15 protein-coding genes and 1 pseudogene are annotated in these 15,925 nt (G+C 36.8%); 8 read left to right on the forward strand and 8 right to left on the reverse strand.

Annotated elements, in window-relative coordinates; all coding sequences use genetic code 11:
- Position 1: 1 nt before the first annotated feature.
- A complete protein-coding gene (locus ICL16_RS47975) occupies positions 2 to 106 on the reverse strand; it encodes a helix-turn-helix domain-containing protein (protein WP_190837705.1) in 105 nt (34 codons plus the stop codon).
- Positions 107 to 596: 490 nt separating this feature from the next.
- Positions 597 to 734, reverse strand: a complete 138-nt coding sequence (locus ICL16_RS46515) for a hypothetical protein (RefSeq protein ID WP_238361173.1) — start codon at positions 732 to 734, stop codon at positions 597 to 599.
- A 186-nt stretch (positions 735 to 920) separates the two neighbouring features.
- Between ICL16_RS46515 and ICL16_RS40950 the strand changes: the two genes are divergently transcribed.
- Genes ICL16_RS40950 through ICL16_RS40960 form a run of 3 tightly spaced genes read left to right on the forward strand, consistent with a single transcriptional unit; the run spans position 921 to position 5,294 of the window.
- Positions 921 to 1,967 (forward strand): tyrosine-type recombinase/integrase, encoded by a 1,047-nt coding sequence (locus ICL16_RS40950; protein WP_190837706.1) that lies wholly within the window; start codon positions 921 to 923, stop codon positions 1,965 to 1,967.
- Entirely contained in the window at positions 1,964 to 4,231 is a 2,268-nt protein-coding gene (locus tag ICL16_RS40955; protein WP_190837709.1) for a tyrosine-type recombinase/integrase, read from the forward strand. Before ICL16_RS40950 ends, ICL16_RS40955 begins: the two co-directional genes overlap by 4 nt.
- Positions 4,224 to 5,294 (forward strand): DUF6262 family protein, encoded by a 1,071-nt coding sequence (locus ICL16_RS40960; protein WP_190837711.1) that lies wholly within the window; start codon positions 4,224 to 4,226, stop codon positions 5,292 to 5,294. The genes ICL16_RS40955 and ICL16_RS40960 overlap by 8 nt, the downstream gene beginning before the upstream one ends.
- Positions 5,295 to 5,390: 96 nt before the next feature.
- On the opposite strand, the pseudogene ICL16_RS40965 reads toward ICL16_RS40960, so the two are convergent.
- Positions 5,391 to 6,449, reverse strand: a pseudogene (locus ICL16_RS40965) (type IV secretion system DNA-binding domain-containing protein).
- Between the two features lie 225 nt (positions 6,450 to 6,674).
- Between ICL16_RS40965 and ICL16_RS40975 the strand changes: the two are divergent.
- From ICL16_RS40975 to ICL16_RS40995, 5 genes are all read left to right on the forward strand, one after another.
- Positions 6,675 to 6,998, forward strand: coding sequence for a helix-turn-helix transcriptional regulator (locus ICL16_RS40975; protein WP_190837715.1), 324 nt, complete (start codon positions 6,675 to 6,677; stop codon positions 6,996 to 6,998).
- Between the two features lie 16 nt (positions 6,999 to 7,014).
- Entirely contained in the window at positions 7,015 to 7,863 is an 849-nt protein-coding gene (locus ICL16_RS40980; protein WP_190837717.1) for a hypothetical protein, read from the forward strand.
- A 204-nt stretch (positions 7,864 to 8,067) separates the two neighbouring features.
- Positions 8,068 to 8,271: a hypothetical protein gene (locus tag ICL16_RS40985; protein ID WP_190837719.1), complete on the forward strand. Its 204-nt coding sequence runs from the start codon at positions 8,068 to 8,070 to the stop codon at positions 8,269 to 8,271.
- A gap of 29 nt (positions 8,272 to 8,300) precedes the next feature.
- Entirely contained in the window at positions 8,301 to 8,462 is a 162-nt protein-coding gene (locus ICL16_RS40990; protein WP_190837720.1) for a hypothetical protein, read from the forward strand.
- Positions 8,463 to 8,540: 78 nt separating this feature from the next.
- Positions 8,541 to 9,554 carry a DUF3560 domain-containing protein gene (locus tag ICL16_RS40995; protein ID WP_190837722.1) on the forward strand — a complete coding sequence of 338 codons (1,014 nt, stop codon included), beginning with the start codon at positions 8,541 to 8,543 and terminating at the stop codon, positions 9,552 to 9,554.
- A 488-nt stretch (positions 9,555 to 10,042) separates the two neighbouring features.
- Here ICL16_RS40995 and dnaB read toward each other — a convergent pair whose 3' ends face one another.
- From dnaB to ICL16_RS41020, 5 genes are all read right to left on the reverse strand, one after another.
- A complete protein-coding gene (dnaB, locus tag ICL16_RS41000) occupies positions 10,043 to 11,362 on the reverse strand; it encodes a replicative DNA helicase (protein ID WP_190837724.1) in 1,320 nt (439 codons plus the stop codon).
- Positions 11,355 to 12,212 (reverse strand): DUF6262 family protein, encoded by an 858-nt coding sequence (locus ICL16_RS41005; RefSeq protein ID WP_190837726.1) that lies wholly within the window; start codon positions 12,210 to 12,212, stop codon positions 11,355 to 11,357. The genes dnaB and ICL16_RS41005 overlap by 8 nt, the downstream gene beginning before the upstream one ends.
- A complete protein-coding gene (locus ICL16_RS41010) occupies positions 12,209 to 13,987 on the reverse strand; it encodes a tyrosine-type recombinase/integrase (RefSeq protein ID WP_238361174.1) in 1,779 nt (592 codons plus the stop codon). Before ICL16_RS41010 ends, ICL16_RS41005 begins: the two co-directional genes overlap by 4 nt.
- Positions 13,977 to 15,467, reverse strand: a complete 1,491-nt coding sequence (locus ICL16_RS41015; protein ID WP_190837728.1) for a tyrosine-type recombinase/integrase — start codon at positions 15,465 to 15,467, stop codon at positions 13,977 to 13,979. Before ICL16_RS41015 ends, ICL16_RS41010 begins: the two co-directional genes overlap by 11 nt.
- The coding region (locus tag ICL16_RS41020; protein ID WP_190837730.1) for a tyrosine-type recombinase/integrase at positions 15,460 to 15,925 on the reverse strand (466 nt) is incomplete at its 5' end. The genes ICL16_RS41020 and ICL16_RS41015, both read right to left, overlap by 8 nt.

Genomic DNA, 15,925 nt, shown 5'->3' on the forward strand with positions numbered 1-15,925 from the left:
TCTAATTAGGTTCTTCAGTACTTGGCTTGGCGCGTCCATTTTCCCATCGGTTGATTCTGGCATAGGTAACACCAACAAATGCTGCAAACTTTTCTTGTGTTAGCAAGCGTGAAAAGCAAGGTACGAATGAGCTTGCTGACTTCTGGCTGGTCTATTACCAAGCGTTTTTTGGTACTTATCTAACTACTGAATATAATTACCACACATAAATAAAGTAAGTAATATATTATTTGCTATAGCTTACCTACGTCTCGTATCTTCTTCGCTCCGGAAAAACCCGGAAGATTTTTTTGATTTTCTCAAAGAAAATTTGTAATTTATGTAACTTATAAAATTAGTGGCAATAATAGTACCCGTGAGGGTACTGCTGTGTGTATTGCAAGTACGGGTATAATCAATAGCGTCAAAATATACTATGAAAATTAACTGCTAGCCTCAGTAACCAGGTATTATAATGTATGATTTAATACATTATTCTCGATGAGCATAATTTACGAATTAGTAATTATTCGGTCACGATGTGTTAAAATTTATGGTAATGGTAAATATATAGTGATAAATCAGAATTACTAACTCTAAATACCTCAGTTCATTACCTAAGCTTTCAAGGTATTTTGGTAAGGCATCCCGTCATGACAGTTCACTGGGCAATACTGCTGCTGTCTCCCTAATCTGCTCACTTTGGCTGATCCCACCGTCATTACTCTGGCTGTAGTTTTTCGAGAGATTGACATCGATCCGCTCCTGCACCCCAATCATTTTGGAGAATTGTTCTGCCGTGGCTCCATCCCTAATATTATAAGTTATTTAGAATAAACATACATGTAAACAACAACAAAAAAAGACTGTACAGGCATTTGACATTGTTGAAGAACTCCTGTAAACTGTTCTCATAGTGGTTGAGTGTTAACAAAGTACAGATGGTCGAACCAAGATGGGAATTCTTTCCACTACTAGCAGAACAAGAACAGCCTCGAAAATGGTTACAAATTCAGGCTGATTTAAGTTTCGCTGAAAATACTATACAAGCCTATGGCAAAAGCTTAGAGGATTACTTACTGTTCTGTAAGATTTACAAGGTTATTCCAGAAACAGCTCGAAAAGCAGATATAGCTACTTACGTCAGATACCTAAGCAACCGCCCTAATCCTCGCGGAAAAAACGTAATTACTCTTGATTCTGGGGTAGGTCTTGCTAATGCTACTATGCAGCTAAAAATTACGGCTATCAGGCTATTCTATGACCATTTAATAGAAGAAAACATTAGACAAGACAATCCAGTAGGAAGAGGAAAATATACACCAGGAAAAGGCTTTGCTGGACATCGAGATAGGGCATTAATCCCACGTTATAGAAAGTTACCTTGGATTCCTAATAACGAACAGTGGCAAGCGATTTTAGAAGCTACTAAATCAGAATCATTGAGGAATCGATTCATGTTGGCAATGTCTTATGATGCTGCTTTAAGACGTGAAGAATTATGCTCGATAGAAATTAATGATATTGATCCTGCTTTTAGATTAATAACGATTAGAGCAGAGATGACTAAGAACAGACAATCTAGAGTTGTTCCTTATTCAGAATCTACTGGAGTTTTGTATGCCAGTTATTTAAGTCATCGACAAACTTTAAGTAGAGAAAAAGGAGGAATATTCTTATCTGAATCTAAAAGGAATAAAAGTAGTCCCATAAGCCTTTCTACTTGGTCAAAGGTAGTGGAAAGAATTGCTATAAATTCTGGAGTAAAACAGTTGACAACTCATACACCACGGCATCTTTGTTTGACTGATTTAGCAAAAGCAGGATGGGACTTACATGAAATAGCTCTGTTTGCTGGTCATAGAAGTTTAGAAACTACCAAAATATACATTCATCTCAGTGGTAAAGATTTAGCAGAGAAATTGGAGAAAGGTATGAATCAGATTCATGCTTGGCGCATAGCAATGATGACGGAACTCTTAAAATGAAAGCAGCAAGAAAAGTAAAAGTAGTTGAACCAAAAAAAGAAAAATGGCAGTCGCCTATAGATATTAGCAAGTATAATCGGAGTCCTTATTTAACTAAAACTGAAAAAGAAGAAATAAGACTTGTTATCAAGAAGACAACAAATTGGCATCAGAAAACATGTAAAATATTAGACAGGTTACTGCAACCACTTAATGATGCTATAGATATATTTAATCCAGATATTGCAAGACGAAGCCCTATAATTCGAGTTCTTTTAAAAGAAATAAATAAAAGACAGACTACTTATTGGGACTGGAAAGAAGAAGACTGGGCGGAAATAATTGATTGTCCTAATAGTATTTTTAATAAAAAATATGGGGTGTATAGCGGTATCCAAGTAAATTTAGCAGCCGTTATTTATTTATTATTTGAGTTGGATTTTCATTGTACAGATGATTGTAGGCTTCCTTCTTATTTAGTGGCAACAAAAGTATTTGGAAAAGAACTAATCCAACAAGCTTGTGAGAAAATTACAAGAGCTTACTTAGCTCTTGGCTATAGCAAAACAAAGCAAGAAAAAAAAATAAGAGCAGCTATTTCAGATTTATTATTGGCAAATCGTAGTCCATATATTGAAGACATAACAATTGACATTCTTCAAGATTTAAGAGAAAACCAAAATATACCATCCTATATTAAAACAGAGTTGAGCTCAATATCTCTTGTTTTATTAAACATGGGAATTATCAGTGAACCTCTTAATGTCGTGATTAAAGATGGAGAATTTTTTGGTAATGAAGACGCAAGGAAAAATGTTTCTCCTGAATGGTTTAAATGGTGTCAACGTTGGTACAATACTTCCACTCTTTCACTCAGAACTCAGCAGAAGACTTATTATGACGTGCTTAAAGTAGGACGTTGGCTAACTCATAAACATCCTGAAATAAATTCCCCTGAGCAGTGGACTCGTCAATTAGCTATTGAGTTTATAGCAGAAGTCAATCAAATGAAGATAGGAGATTATGTAGAAAACATTAATCGAAACTGCGATCAACAGGGTAAGCCTTTAACTCCAGTAACAAAAAGTGGCTTCATTAGTAGTGTAAGAAGGTTTTTTCAAGATTGTCAAGAATGGGACTGGATATCAAGAAAATTTAGTCCAGACAGAGCATTAGTTACTCCGCGTTCTATTAGAGCTTTAATTAAACCCAACCCTAGAGTTATTGCTGATGATATCTGGGCGAAATTATTGTGGGCTGGATTAAATTTAAAAGAAGAAGATTTGCCTCTTACTGGAATAAGTAAGTATCCTTATCCTCTTGCATTAGTTCAAGCGGTAACTATTACTTGGTTGTTGGCAGGAATACGTAACAATGAAATAATTCGTTTGAGAGTAGGTTGTATTCGTTGGCAAAAAGACGATGTAATTATTTCAGGTACTAATGAAATAGTATCTAAAGACGCAATTTGTTATCTAGAAATTCCAGTAAATAAAACAAGTCCAGGTTATACAAAGCCAGTTGATAGGGTATTAGGAGAAGCAATTGAAGCTTGGAAAAGAGTACGTCCAGCACAATCGCCTTTAATAGATAAGAAAGATGGTAGATTGGTTGATTTTCTATTTATGTACCGGGGCAGAAAAATTGGAAATTTATTTATCAATGATTCAATTATTCCGCTTCTATGTAAAAAAGCAGGAATAGCAAGCAAAGACGTTAAAGGTAAGATTACAAGTCATAGAGCTAGGTCAACTATTGCTACTCAATTATCTACAGCCAAAGACCCAATGACTCTATTTGAATTGAAAGAATGGCTTGGTCATTCTGATATTAATTCTACAATAAACTACGCCAAAGTAACTCCTACAAAATTAGCTAAATCTTATCAGGATGCCGAATATTTTAAACGCAATTTGCGAAATATCGAAGTCTTAATTGACCAAGACGCAATTACTACTGGTGCAGTTACAAATGGAGAACCTTGGAAATATTATGATTTAGGGCATGGCTTATGCACTTATGACTTCTTTTCACAATGTAAACATAGAATGGCTTGTGCTGGGTGTGGCTTCTATATCCCTAAAAATTCTAGTAAAGCACAAATAATAGAAGCCAAAGGTAATTTAGAGCGAATGCTTCAAGAAATACCTCTAACTGAAGAAGAACAACTGGCAGTAACCGAGGGAATAGAAACACTTACTAAACTCAAACAAAAATTAGCCAATGTTCCCACTCCATCAGGTCAAACTCCCAAACAGTTAGAGGAGGAAAGAAAGAATGCTTAAAAGGAATACATCAGGGTTAGAAGCTCATGCTCAACAAAAGCGAGAATCAGCATTAGAGAGAGTAGGAGAAGCTATTACTAAACTAATCCAAGAAAACAAACCAGTTAATTTTAAAACTGTGTCAGAAGAGTCTGGGGTATCTAGAACTTGGCTCTATAAAGAACTAGAGATTAAAGAGAAAATTAATCAGATAAAAACCCAGCAAATAAGTAAAGAGCGTCGCCAAAAGAATGATGAGAATACATTAAATAATAAAAGAATAGACTCAGAGCAAATAAATGAATTGAAAACTCAAATCAAAAAATTAGAAACTGAGAATTATGCCTTGAGAAATCACCTAGAGGTTGTCTATGGCATGGCTGCTCCTCAGTTAGCAGAAAAAGTAAAAATTCTCCAACAAGAAAATGAAGTTTTAAAAGAGAGAATAAAGGGTAATGACAATAAGGTTGAACAAGAGCTATCAGAGCGTATTCAAAGCCTGGAATCCGAAAATCAGAAGCTCAAACAAGCAAATCAACAAATCGAACAACTTCAAATAGATTTGAATCTAGCAAGAGCAAAACTTGATGAATATCAGCAAAGTAAAGATAGTAGTAAACCTAACTTAATTGTGCTGGAGCATAAGAAGGAAGAATTAATCAGTAGCGATTCAATGCTCGATACTATTAAACCTCGGATTAAAGCTCTTGGGGTTAGACTTAATAAAAAAATCAACGAATTAATAGAATCGCTTCAAAAGGAACAAGTACAAAATGCAGTATCCGCAGTTGAAGAATATCTTGCTACTGGAAAAAAGATTACGTCTAAAGCTGGATTACTGAGAAAAGCATTGGAGGAAGCATGGACACCTAATTTAACTGACTCTGAACGGGTTATTAGTCAAACCAAAGATACTTTTTCTGAGTGGTATAAATTAGCTAAAGAAGAGGGGATTGTGCAAGCCAGTCAAGGTACTAAAAAAGGTATCATAGTTCTCGAACCTACGGGAGAATGGACACCATTTGAAGCTATGCTAGAAAAAGGTTGGACGTTAGAATACTTGCTTGAAAGCACCAGAAGATAATCTACGTTATAGAAAGTATCTACAAAGCAGTGTCTTTCTTTGTTGACGTTATGAACAATTTCAATTTATGTAATTACTGTGGAGGATACATTGATGTCATGTAAACAATGTGAAGTCAAAGAACAGTAATGGTTCATGCTGTTGTTGTTGTTCTTTTTGTATATTCCATATAATGAGAATTAGCTTGGTGGCCACACCTTGAAGAATAATCCTGGCTCCCCTTTCCCCATAAATCTCCTCCATCTGGGCAGTCGTCTGCCTCCCAATGAAGGCACTACCGCCAAACTTCCTGCTTTCTGATAGTAGCCGGGGCAAACTCTTCAATTGACTCAAAGCTCCCAGTTCGTCAATCACCAGGGCTGTCTTTAATCGTCGGTTCTCATTGCTGAGCAAGCCCCTGAGCATCAACTCAAAGCAAGTGGTGATCGGTGGCTTGAAAGCTTCCGCGTCATCCTCAAACAGCGGGAGGAATATCCAGCGGCTTACGTCATCCCTACCCCATTTGCTAAAACTAAATTCTGCTGGTGCTGGGGATTTAGTTAAGGACTGGTAGAAGCGGAGTTGGTTGATTGCCGTCGCCAGTACGCTACCTGCGGTGTTGCCCGACTCGCCCTCGAAATAACGCATGGATACCGTGCCAGCCAAGAAATCCTTCAGTTGCTCCAAACTGAAGCGGGTCAAGACTTCCCATACCTCAGTATTAGAATAAGTGCGCTCGTATACATCGGCTATGAGATTCTTGGCTGCATCGCTGAAGAATCTTTCTTTGGGGTCGTCTGGTATCAATCCTGCTGCAATTGTGCTAAACTGTGTGCCTTCCGAGCGATGGCTCCACCCAACACTGCGTGCATCCCTCGGATTAAAGATGATGTCGCCTTAGTAAAGCTTCTCCATCAATTCGCCGTTGCGATCCAGTACTATCACCCTCCAGTCATCCCTTTGGCGTAGGGTGTGTAGTACTTGTAAGATGGATTGGGATTTGCCCGAACCGGGAGCGCCAAAAAAGCCGAATGACAGATTTTCTAAGTAGTTTGGCAGTACAATCCCGCCAATTTCAAGCTTGGAGGTAATGGGTTGCTTCCCTTGTGGTTTGAGCAGTCGGGTTTCTTCGGTTACTAACTGGCGCTGCAATTCTTTAGCAGAATATCCTCGCACATTTCTACACGGGCAACAAGCTTGCTACTCTCAAATAATGAAATCGCAAACGACACTGCTTCTTGCATACCAACAGACATTGGAATAGCAATTATGGGGTCAGAACAGTTGCATCTTGACCCCTTTTTCATGTCAAAACTATTCTCGGCAATGAGAACATACAACGACTATGCTACGCATTCATTAGCCATCAAAATAGAGGCAAATATCAGCAATTAGGAAAACATGAAAATAGAAAAAGTATTGAAAACGTTAAGAGTTTTTCACGACCTGAAACAATCAGAATTAGCATTGCAACTCCTTTGTTCTAAATCGTATTTATCAGAAATAGAATCAGGCAAAAAATCACCAACCTTACAATTCATCCAAAAATACGCTCAAATTTTCAACCTCAAGGTTTTTGAAATAATATTTTTAGCTGAAAATTGGGACAAATTAGAACAAGGAGAACAAAAGGAAATAAGCATAAGTTCAAAAATCATGGCAATGATAAACCTAAAGTCCCAGTTAAGACAACAACAAGTGCTTATGCAAAAGTTGCCTGACTAAATTAATAACAACATACATGAGCCTCACGTCCGAAATCAACAACAAAAATTCAGCTATCAGAAAATGGTTTGAGAGTAAATTCAACAGCACAATCGCCAAGCTCTTAGCTAACCACAACCAAATCATGGCACAACAACCACGCATACTTCCTTCACTTAAAGAAGTAGACTTTGCCTTGTGCGGTCACGCAGTCTCTTATTTCCTGAAGAAGTATCTTTCTCTCAAAACAAAGGATGAAAACTGGATATATAACACTCTTGCTTACGCTGGAGCTAAAATGCTCAACGTAGAACACATAATTGAATACTGCGCCACAGGCGACAATGCTCTCGACTCTGAAGCGCTAAAATGCATACTTCTAGGTAGTTTAGAAAGATACAAACGTTCGGGCATAAAACACGAAATATTGCAACCATTTTTGCAAGGTCAAAATCAGCTAAACCTCGAAACTAAGTACTTCAAGAAATGGTTGCCAACTATTCGGGACGTGTCTGCAATCATAGAGTCAGTTCCACACTCCTGGCATGTTGTAGACGACAAAGTTCAAGGTAAAATCATTCCTCACGCCACCTTCACTTTGTCAAACTACATTGGTGGTGCAGACTGCTTAGTATGCGGTGATGCGCTTATTGACATCAGAACAACTGTAAAACGTTGTCCCTTCACACTGGAAAACTTTTATCAACAAATCAGCTATGTTTTACTTGATTACGACGATCAATACGGTATTCAGCAACTCATTTGGTTCTACAGCCGTCAAGATAAGTGCATTTTGCTACCCCACAAACAAACTCTTCCGCGATTTGCCATTACTAAGAAAAGAATTCAAAACCATGATTTTAGAAAACTACAGTTACGAACCTGAATGGTTTGATGATGGCATCGACTTAATCGCAGGTTCAAAACTTTATCTCGAACCTTAACTATGAAAAACATTCCCAAAACCAAATTCAACTTCTTTGTCCGCTACTCAGTACCTTGACACGGTTTCAACGAAGGCACTTACATCATCCGCCACTTCGTTTAAAGCTGGCAATCTCTTCCAGGCGCAACAACAGGAACACACATCATGAAGCTACAAGATTTCCAAATCACACCAAGTTTTAGCATCTACCACGATGGCATGGAATACCATTGCCGCATTGATTTTGATGACCAATTTGACACTGAACCCCAAGAAATTAAAGCAGAGAACCCTGAAACACTAGCCGTGCGTGTTACCAACGCATGGCGGCAGTACATCAGCAAAATGCTAAAGCAACATCAAACTTAAGCATATGTAACCATCCGAGTGGCAATTGCTTGCCACTCCACACTAAGGCACAGCACAAAAATGAAGATAGCGCTACACTGCACTATCGTGAAGTCACCAACGATAAAACAGAAGCGATCGCTTACCTTATTCCCTATTCCCAATTAAGCGCCTCTACTAAATTTTGTGCAGGTCGATGCGTAATAACTTAGGCTCCAATTCACAATATTTGACCCAGGCTTATAACTTCACTTTACTTACTATAACTCCCAATCAATCTTAGTAACAAAATGTCAGAACAGCAAGAAAAACAATTCACCCTAGCATCAGTCGGAATCAAAATTGTTGAGAGTCAAACCAAACCCACAAAACCTGGAAAGAAACCAATTCCTGTTTGGAATATTCTGGGCAATACTAAACCTTACGAACATATTATTTATGATTTGAGCGTAAAAGTTAAGAAGTGGCACGGTACCCTCAGTTGTTTTGAAGATCCAACTGAGGAGTTGGTAGAGCGCATTCAATCCGAGGGAGCCTTATCCTTTAAAGAGCAGTTAGAAGTAAAGCAAGAACGAGCCGCACAAAGAGCAGATCGACTCGACAAACGTGCTGACAAACACGAAAAAATTGCTGATACTGCATATAAAACTCAGAAGCAAATTGCCGACTCCATCCCGCTCGGTCAACCGATTCTAATCGGACACCACTCAGAAAGAAGGCACAGGCGTGACCTAGCTACAATTCATCGAAATATGCGCTCATATATTGATGAATCTAACTACGCCAAACATTTACGAGAAAGGGCAGAGTTAAACCGAGAAAAAGCAAGCGGCGAGTATAATCTCACATACTTGGGAAACAGACTGGAAGAAGCTAAAACTAATTTAAGAGGTGTAATTGCAGATATCGAAGGTACGAGCAGCCGTAGCGGTTTCAAAAAGGCTGAAGGAAAACAACTAGAAAGACTGTTGCTTCTCAAAACGCAATACGAAGAGCAAGTTCAAACTTGGCAAGAGTTGATTGACGTGAGTGGCGGCATTCAGTACTCCAAAGATAATGTCAAAAAGGGCGACTGGGTGTTATATCGCGGAGTCTGGTATCAGGTATATCGCGCAAACACTAAAACCGTGACGTTACATTTCTTCTACCACGACCAATGTTGGAGTAATCCCGGTGAATATTATGAGTTGCGCGGTCATGTTCCGAAGGATAAGGCATTAGCCTATGCCCAAGAAAAATATGGTGTTGATTTGTCCTGCTGCCATAGCACCCAAATCAATCTGAGTAAAGCTTTGATATCATAAGAAAACGAAACCATTCAACAGTCAAACTCTTGCTGTAGTAAATAGGGCTTCCAGAAGAGAGATTGCACTCTATGACTTGGAAAATAATACTGTCATAGGTGCAACCCTCATACCAAAAGATAAGCGGTACACAGTACTGGCAGCAACTAGTTTCTTCACACTCGCAATCTATCCCCAGTCCAAATATTAAACTATAAAATAACACCACAAGCACTACAAGCGAATGGCACAGTACTAAACCCTACATAGCCAAAGAAACTACAACTCAATATCAGTTTTTTTTGCTATAACAGATTGATTCTGTTGCTTCTTAGATGGCGATTCATAATGAAAAGGATCTCTCCCCAGGCGCAGCTCATCAATAAGAAGCACTCCATCTTCATCTATATTATGTAATACACAACGTATACAACACAAGTTAGATAATGCTTTCATTGTTGTTGATGTTTTATACAACATAAAATGAATCCTTTTACCAAGTGCAGTTATTAGTCTTGAGAAACTGCAGTATTACAAAATGTTCCAACAGAAGGAGAAAATAATACTTTGCAAATTCCTGTAGTACCGTTACGATTTTTTGCTACATTAATTTCCATAACTCCTTTATCTTGTGTGTCGGGATTATAATATTCATCTCGATAAAGAAGTAACCCTATATCCATATCTTGTTCTATATCTCCTGAGTCTTTAATATCAGCCATTGAAGGACGTTTATTTGTTTGGTTTTCAACACCTCTATTAATTTGCGCTAACGCAATAAATGGGACCTCAAATTCTTTAGCAATGTCTTTAAATGCACCAGAAAATTTACCAATAGCTTGCGCTCGATTCCCAGCTGCTCTATCACCTAACTTTTGAATATAGTCCATGACTACTAAACCTAAATTACCTCGGGATGACTTAACTTTTCGCAGTACAGAAGATATACGTCCAGGATTTTGAATACTAGCAGGTGTATCATCAATAATAATAGTTAATTTGTTTAAAGTAACCAAAGCTTGTTTTAAGTTTTCTATTTCGTCTCGATATATTTGATGGCTCATTAGCCTACTAGAATCAATACCCGAATGCATTGCTAAAAATCTTTTAGTTAATTGTGATTTCGACATTTCGGCAGAGAAGAAAATAACAGGTAGTTGTTGCTGCATAGCAATATAATTTGCCAAGTGACAGCCAAGCCAAGTTTTCCCCATTGATGCTCTAGCTGCAATTACAATTAAATCCTGCTTATTTAATCCTCCTATCAATGCGTCTAAATCAGTTAAACCAGTAGAAAATCCAGGAGTATATCCTTGTTTTAACTCTTGAAATACTTCATGAAGGCAAACACTTATTACTTGTGGTTTAAATTTGTCGGCGGCTCTTGCTGTTAAATTAAAAATCTTGCTCTCTGATTGTTCTAATACGAATTGTATTTCTTTTGTTGCATCATATCCCAACTCAATAATTTCGTTGCCAGCACTAATTAGCTGGCGACGTTGGTATTTATCTAAAACTAAAAGTGCTAGAAGGTCTATATTTACTGCCGATACTGTTTTATCCACTAACTTAGCTAGCTGACTTCTGCCACCAACTTTAGTTAACAATTTCTGGTCAGATAGCCAGCTAGTTACTGTTAATAAATCTGTTGGTAACGAGTGACGGTACAACTCTAATATTGCTGTATAAATTTGTTTGTAAGCAGAAAAGTAGAATGCTTCTGGTGTCAAAATATCAGCTATTCTGCTTATAGCATCTGGGTCTAACAAGCAACCACCAAGTATACTTTCTTCTGCTTCTATGTTTTGTGGAGGGATTTTATCAGTCATCTAATTTAGCGTCAAATATAGTGCTAAGATTCGCCAGTTCTTCTAAAGATGCTAAATCTCTATCACATAGTGTGGGTGATGAAAATATTTTTAGTTCGGGTGATGATTTTTCAGGTTTAAAGCTTTGTTGTAAGTTATCAGGTTTCTTCCAACAACCTTTTATTGCACGAGCTAACCACCCACCAGGATTATCAATATTTGTTCGCTCTTGTTCATATTTATAATATTCAATAGCTGCTAAAACATCTGATTCTGTTGCTGCTTTAATTATTAAGGTTAAATTGTCATTAAGTTGTATTCCCAGTTTATCTAGTTCATCTAATATACGGTCACTGACAATAGGTGATTTTTTAGTTAGGGGAATAACTTTATTATCAGTTGTTTGTTGACTAGCTGATTTTAAACGATTTTCTAAGGTTTCTATAATTTCTTTTTGACGTTCAACTTGCTCAATTAAAGAATGAACTCTATAAACTTGCCCTGCTAATGCTTCATTTTTACGTCTAAGCTCGCTCAAATCCGCTTCTAATTCATGGATGCGTTTTTTCAGACGTTCCACTACTTGAGAGTGAGCGAGCGCTGTCACAGACGGTTGTACCACTGATGCGGAAGGCATTGATGATTGTTGGTTACGCAATTGTACAATATGTGCTTTTAGTTCCGGATATTTGTACAAATACGGAACACTAACATTCGCTTCTTTGGCAATAGTTTGAAAGTTAATTTTTGCCCCGATTTTTTGTAGACGCTCAATGGCGAGATGAACTTTCTCACTTGTCTGTTGTTTTCTTGTCGCTTGGGTGTCTATAAGGGTTTTAATCCGAGCTTCTTTCCGTTCGGAATTACTCATTCTCCACCTCCAGTTAAACTAGCAATAATTTTATCTAATTGGTCAGCTTGTCGTGAAAATTGTTCAACTAATACATCATGTCCGTTAACTCTAGCTCTTGATTCTTTTGCTCTTAGCTCATCCCGATTTTTAATGTAAAGAGGTAATTTTTCAGGTATGGCAGCAAAACAACCGCAAGTTAGGCAAGCACGAAACTTATTACAATCTTCATCTAGTGGAAGTCCACAATAACCGTAGATTGGAGTATTTATATGGTCGCTGGGAATATTTAATTCATGAGCGCGAGGATTTTGCCAAAAAGATTTGGGCATTGATTCATAATGTAAAGGCTTACCATCTATATTCAAAAGTGCTTTTTGAATATGTCCTGCCTCTTTTCCTATTAGTTCGCAACTAACTTTTGTATAATGGAGGCTCGTTGTTGATAACAGTTTATGTCCCGCCCACGCACTCACAACAGCGAGGTCATGTCCTTGTTCAAAAAGTTGAGTTAAACGAGTTGGTCTAATTAAACGAGGACTAAAGGTTGCTAGCTCTCCATTTAAATCCCGAATATTTTCCACTTTAATAAGACAGCGAATAGCTATTTGAAGTGGAGAATCTACTACAGGAATTACCTTTTTAACTGGTTTTATATTCGGTTGGGTAAGGTCGGTTCTAGAAATACCTTGATAATGGCAGAATAAGTAATTCCAATCCTCCCCCCATAAACTATTAATATACTCTTGCTGCTCTTGTATAACTTTAGCAATTATCCTTGTAATCGGAACTTCATGCTGGTCTTTCCCTTTTTTGCGATTCCAGATAATTTTCCAATTAGCTCCTGACTGCACTAAACAATCTTTTTTCAATAAGGCTAGTTCGGATGAACGCATTGCTGTAAAAAAGGCAATAATCCACATTCGGGCGATCGGGTCAGGTAATAAATGTAATTTCTTCTCTATTTGCTCGCGAACTATGTCAATTAGGGGGTCTGGATTCCGTAATTTTACTTTTGGATAGTCATCATCACGGACAAGATCTTGGTCAATATTGAACCAATGAAGAAGTTGTCCTATAGTAAAAAAATCTCTCAAAGTCCATAATCTTGACTTGACCGCATCCTCAGTTGATTGGTGACTAATAAAATCAAGAATAACACTACGATTTATTTGGTTTATGCTACTAATATCCATTTCCACAAGGTAGCGAGATAAAAAACGAAAACTTGTCATGTGTTGGTCAATCGTGTTCAACGGCGTATCAAGCTTACACAAATGATGAATATACCGCTTAACTAAAGATTTAAACCATTGTGACTTAATCGATTGAAAGTAAATAATATATTTATAATTTTGCTCATCAATTAAAGAATGAATTGCCCTCAAATCCCAAATATCATCTTCAAATGTAAATCTTTTAACACTCATCTTTTGCTGACTATATCTACTGACAATTATCCGCGATAGATTAATAGAATCTAAAGTAGTTTTTTGGCAATTTTTGCAGAAGAAATGTTTCTTACCTAGTCTGCTCCTATCAAAAACAATATGTTGTACACCGCATTCAGGACAAATAAAATCATCAACTCTTTGTCCATGAAACCAAGTTGTATTAGTATCTAAGTCAATATATGGTTGGCATTTTTTCACTTGACACAAGTTATTAGTTTTTCTTAAGCAACTACCACATCTAAATATTATAGTCTTTGCTCTCGCATACAAATTTAACCATCCTAACTCACATTTAGGACAAATAAATTCATTATTGTAATCTTGACTCCAATCAATTTCCATGATTACTATCCTCTAACCCTTTTATGCAATTTTGGAGATTTTTCCGGTCGCAGGACAAACCTTGCTGTTGCCTAATCATTCCTAATTCTTGAGCAATTTTTAATTCTTCTTCGACTCGCTGCAAATCTTCTTTTAGATAAGGTAAATCATCATTTGTAACACGCCAATGCTCGCATTTTCCACAAGCATTAATAGTTTGGCATGGTGATTTAATATTTGGACGATGGCATTCTCCATACTGAGTAGTAATTTGATGCATCTTGCGTCGCATCAATTCAGTTATCGGATTACTAGGTTGAACGGTGGCAACTACCTTACCAGTTATATCTACATACTTATGAACCTTAATTAGTTCTGAGTATTCTTCTGATATTACTTGCTTTAGAAGATGTTTGTAATAACGTTGCATATCTGGAGAGCGATGTCTTAAATATTTTTGAATAATTAAATCTCGAATACCAGCATTAGTAAGAACAGTTGCTAAAGTCCTTCTAAATTGGTGTGATGTAAAGTGCCAAAGTTTACCTGATTTGTCACAAATATTAGCTTTGATGGCTAAGATATTAAGCCATCTGTTAAAAGTTACTGTTTTCATAACTTTTGGGACTGGTTGTCTAAATTCCCATCCCTCATCTTTTTTAATTACTTTACTAACGTTACTACAGAATAAAGATTTATAACTCTCACCAAATAATTGTTTTATATAGTTTTGTTGTTCTTGAATTACCATTACTAATTCCAATGCTTCTATTGGTAATTCGTCTGATATTTGATATTTTTCAGTTTCTTTAAGTCTTAACCGCCATTGCTCGTTTCTGTTTCTAAGACAGTCAATTGGTAAATTAAGTAACTCCCCAATTCTCAAACCTGTTGCTCTAATCACTAATACCATTCTTTGCAACTGTTCGGGTAAAAGATGTAGATTTTCTTGAAGTTGATTCCAAACCTCTTCAGGAATATAATCAATCTGATCAAGTTTTGGTTTACTGACGACATACCTTCCTTTAAACCAATAAGTATTAACATTAAGCCATCCTTCAAACCGACAAGTATTAAAAAAACTACTAAGATAGATGTAGTGAATAGTGATTGTACGTTCTGATAACTTTTGACGAAGAGAACGCAAGTAATAATCAAAATCTTCAAATACTTGATTGTTAATACTTTCCGGATTATCAATGCTCGCTTCTTTTAAAAATAAACAGAATACTCTAATTGTAGATAAATGTCTAGTAAGAGTTGTACTTTTAAGTAACTTATGCTTGATTAAAATATAAAGTTTCGCTAGCAATTTTAGCCATTCTTGATCTAAAGGTTCAAAATTTAAAATCAATTCACTTTGATGTAAGGGAACTTCTAACCCTAAATCGCTTTTCATATCCCAAACATCTTTTGCAATAAGTGGATTCTGTAAAAGTGCTTGTGCTGCTTGGTTATACAATAGGCTTTGATAATTTGATGACAAATTGAATTCACTCATTATCTTCTTCCTCTTGATTAACGACTTCTGATAAGTCAGCTTCACTAATAATATGACTATAAATATCCAAAGTTGTTTGAACTGATGCATGTCCCAACAAATTTTTTACCCTATCTATTGGATACTTAGCTCTTAAAAGACGAGACGCATAAGTATGACGAAATAGGTGTGGATAAACTTTAATTCCTGTTTTTTCGGTTAATCTACTGAACATTGTATTTAGAACTTTAGGATTCATTGACGCACCTATGTTTCCCTCCCAAATATTCACAAATACATAATCTGATTCAACTTCTGGATATTCATAAATTAAGTAATCGTTATACAATCGCAATAGTTCGTTCGGTACAGGAATAACTCTTTCTTCACCCTTTGCTCTTGCACCATTAGGATTGTTTAGCCTTTTGATAACTCGAATAAAATTCTTGTCAAAATCTCCTATGTCTTCATGACATAAA

The organism is Iningainema tapete BLCC-T55 (assembly GCF_014698965.1).
Taxonomy (GTDB): domain Bacteria; phylum Cyanobacteriota; class Cyanobacteriia; order Cyanobacteriales; family Nostocaceae; genus Iningainema; species Iningainema tapete.

Bases quoted from the DNA above. Each gene is read 5' to 3' on its own strand.
- ICL16_RS41015 (WP_190837728.1), bottom strand. From the start codon at position 15,467: ATGAGTGAATTCAATTTGTCATCAAATTATCAAAGCCTATTGTATAAC.
- ICL16_RS40960 (WP_190837711.1), top strand. From the start codon at position 4,224: ATGCTTAAAAGGAATACATCAGGGTTAGAAGCTCATGCTCAACAAAAG.
- ICL16_RS41010 (WP_238361174.1), bottom strand. From the start codon at position 13,987: ATGGAAATTGATTGGAGTCAAGATTACAATAATGAATTTATTTGTCCT.
- ICL16_RS40950 (WP_190837706.1), top strand. From the start codon at position 921: ATGGTCGAACCAAGATGGGAATTCTTTCCACTACTAGCAGAACAAGAA.
- ICL16_RS46515 (WP_238361173.1), bottom strand. From the start codon at position 734: ATGTCAATCTCTCGAAAAACTACAGCCAGAGTAATGACGGTGGGATCA.
- ICL16_RS41005 (WP_190837726.1), bottom strand. From the start codon at position 12,212: ATGAGTAATTCCGAACGGAAAGAAGCTCGGATTAAAACCCTTATAGAC.
- ICL16_RS40995 (WP_190837722.1), top strand. From the start codon at position 8,541: ATGTCAGAACAGCAAGAAAAACAATTCACCCTAGCATCAGTCGGAATC.
- dnaB (WP_190837724.1), bottom strand. From the start codon at position 11,362: ATGACTGATAAAATCCCTCCACAAAACATAGAAGCAGAAGAAAGTATA.
- ICL16_RS40985 (WP_190837719.1), top strand. From the start codon at position 8,068: ATGAAGCTACAAGATTTCCAAATCACACCAAGTTTTAGCATCTACCAC.
- ICL16_RS40955 (WP_190837709.1), top strand. From the start codon at position 1,964: ATGAAAGCAGCAAGAAAAGTAAAAGTAGTTGAACCAAAAAAAGAAAAA.
- ICL16_RS40975 (WP_190837715.1), top strand. From the start codon at position 6,675: ATGAAAATAGAAAAAGTATTGAAAACGTTAAGAGTTTTTCACGACCTG.
- ICL16_RS40980 (WP_190837717.1), top strand. From the start codon at position 7,015: ATGAGCCTCACGTCCGAAATCAACAACAAAAATTCAGCTATCAGAAAA.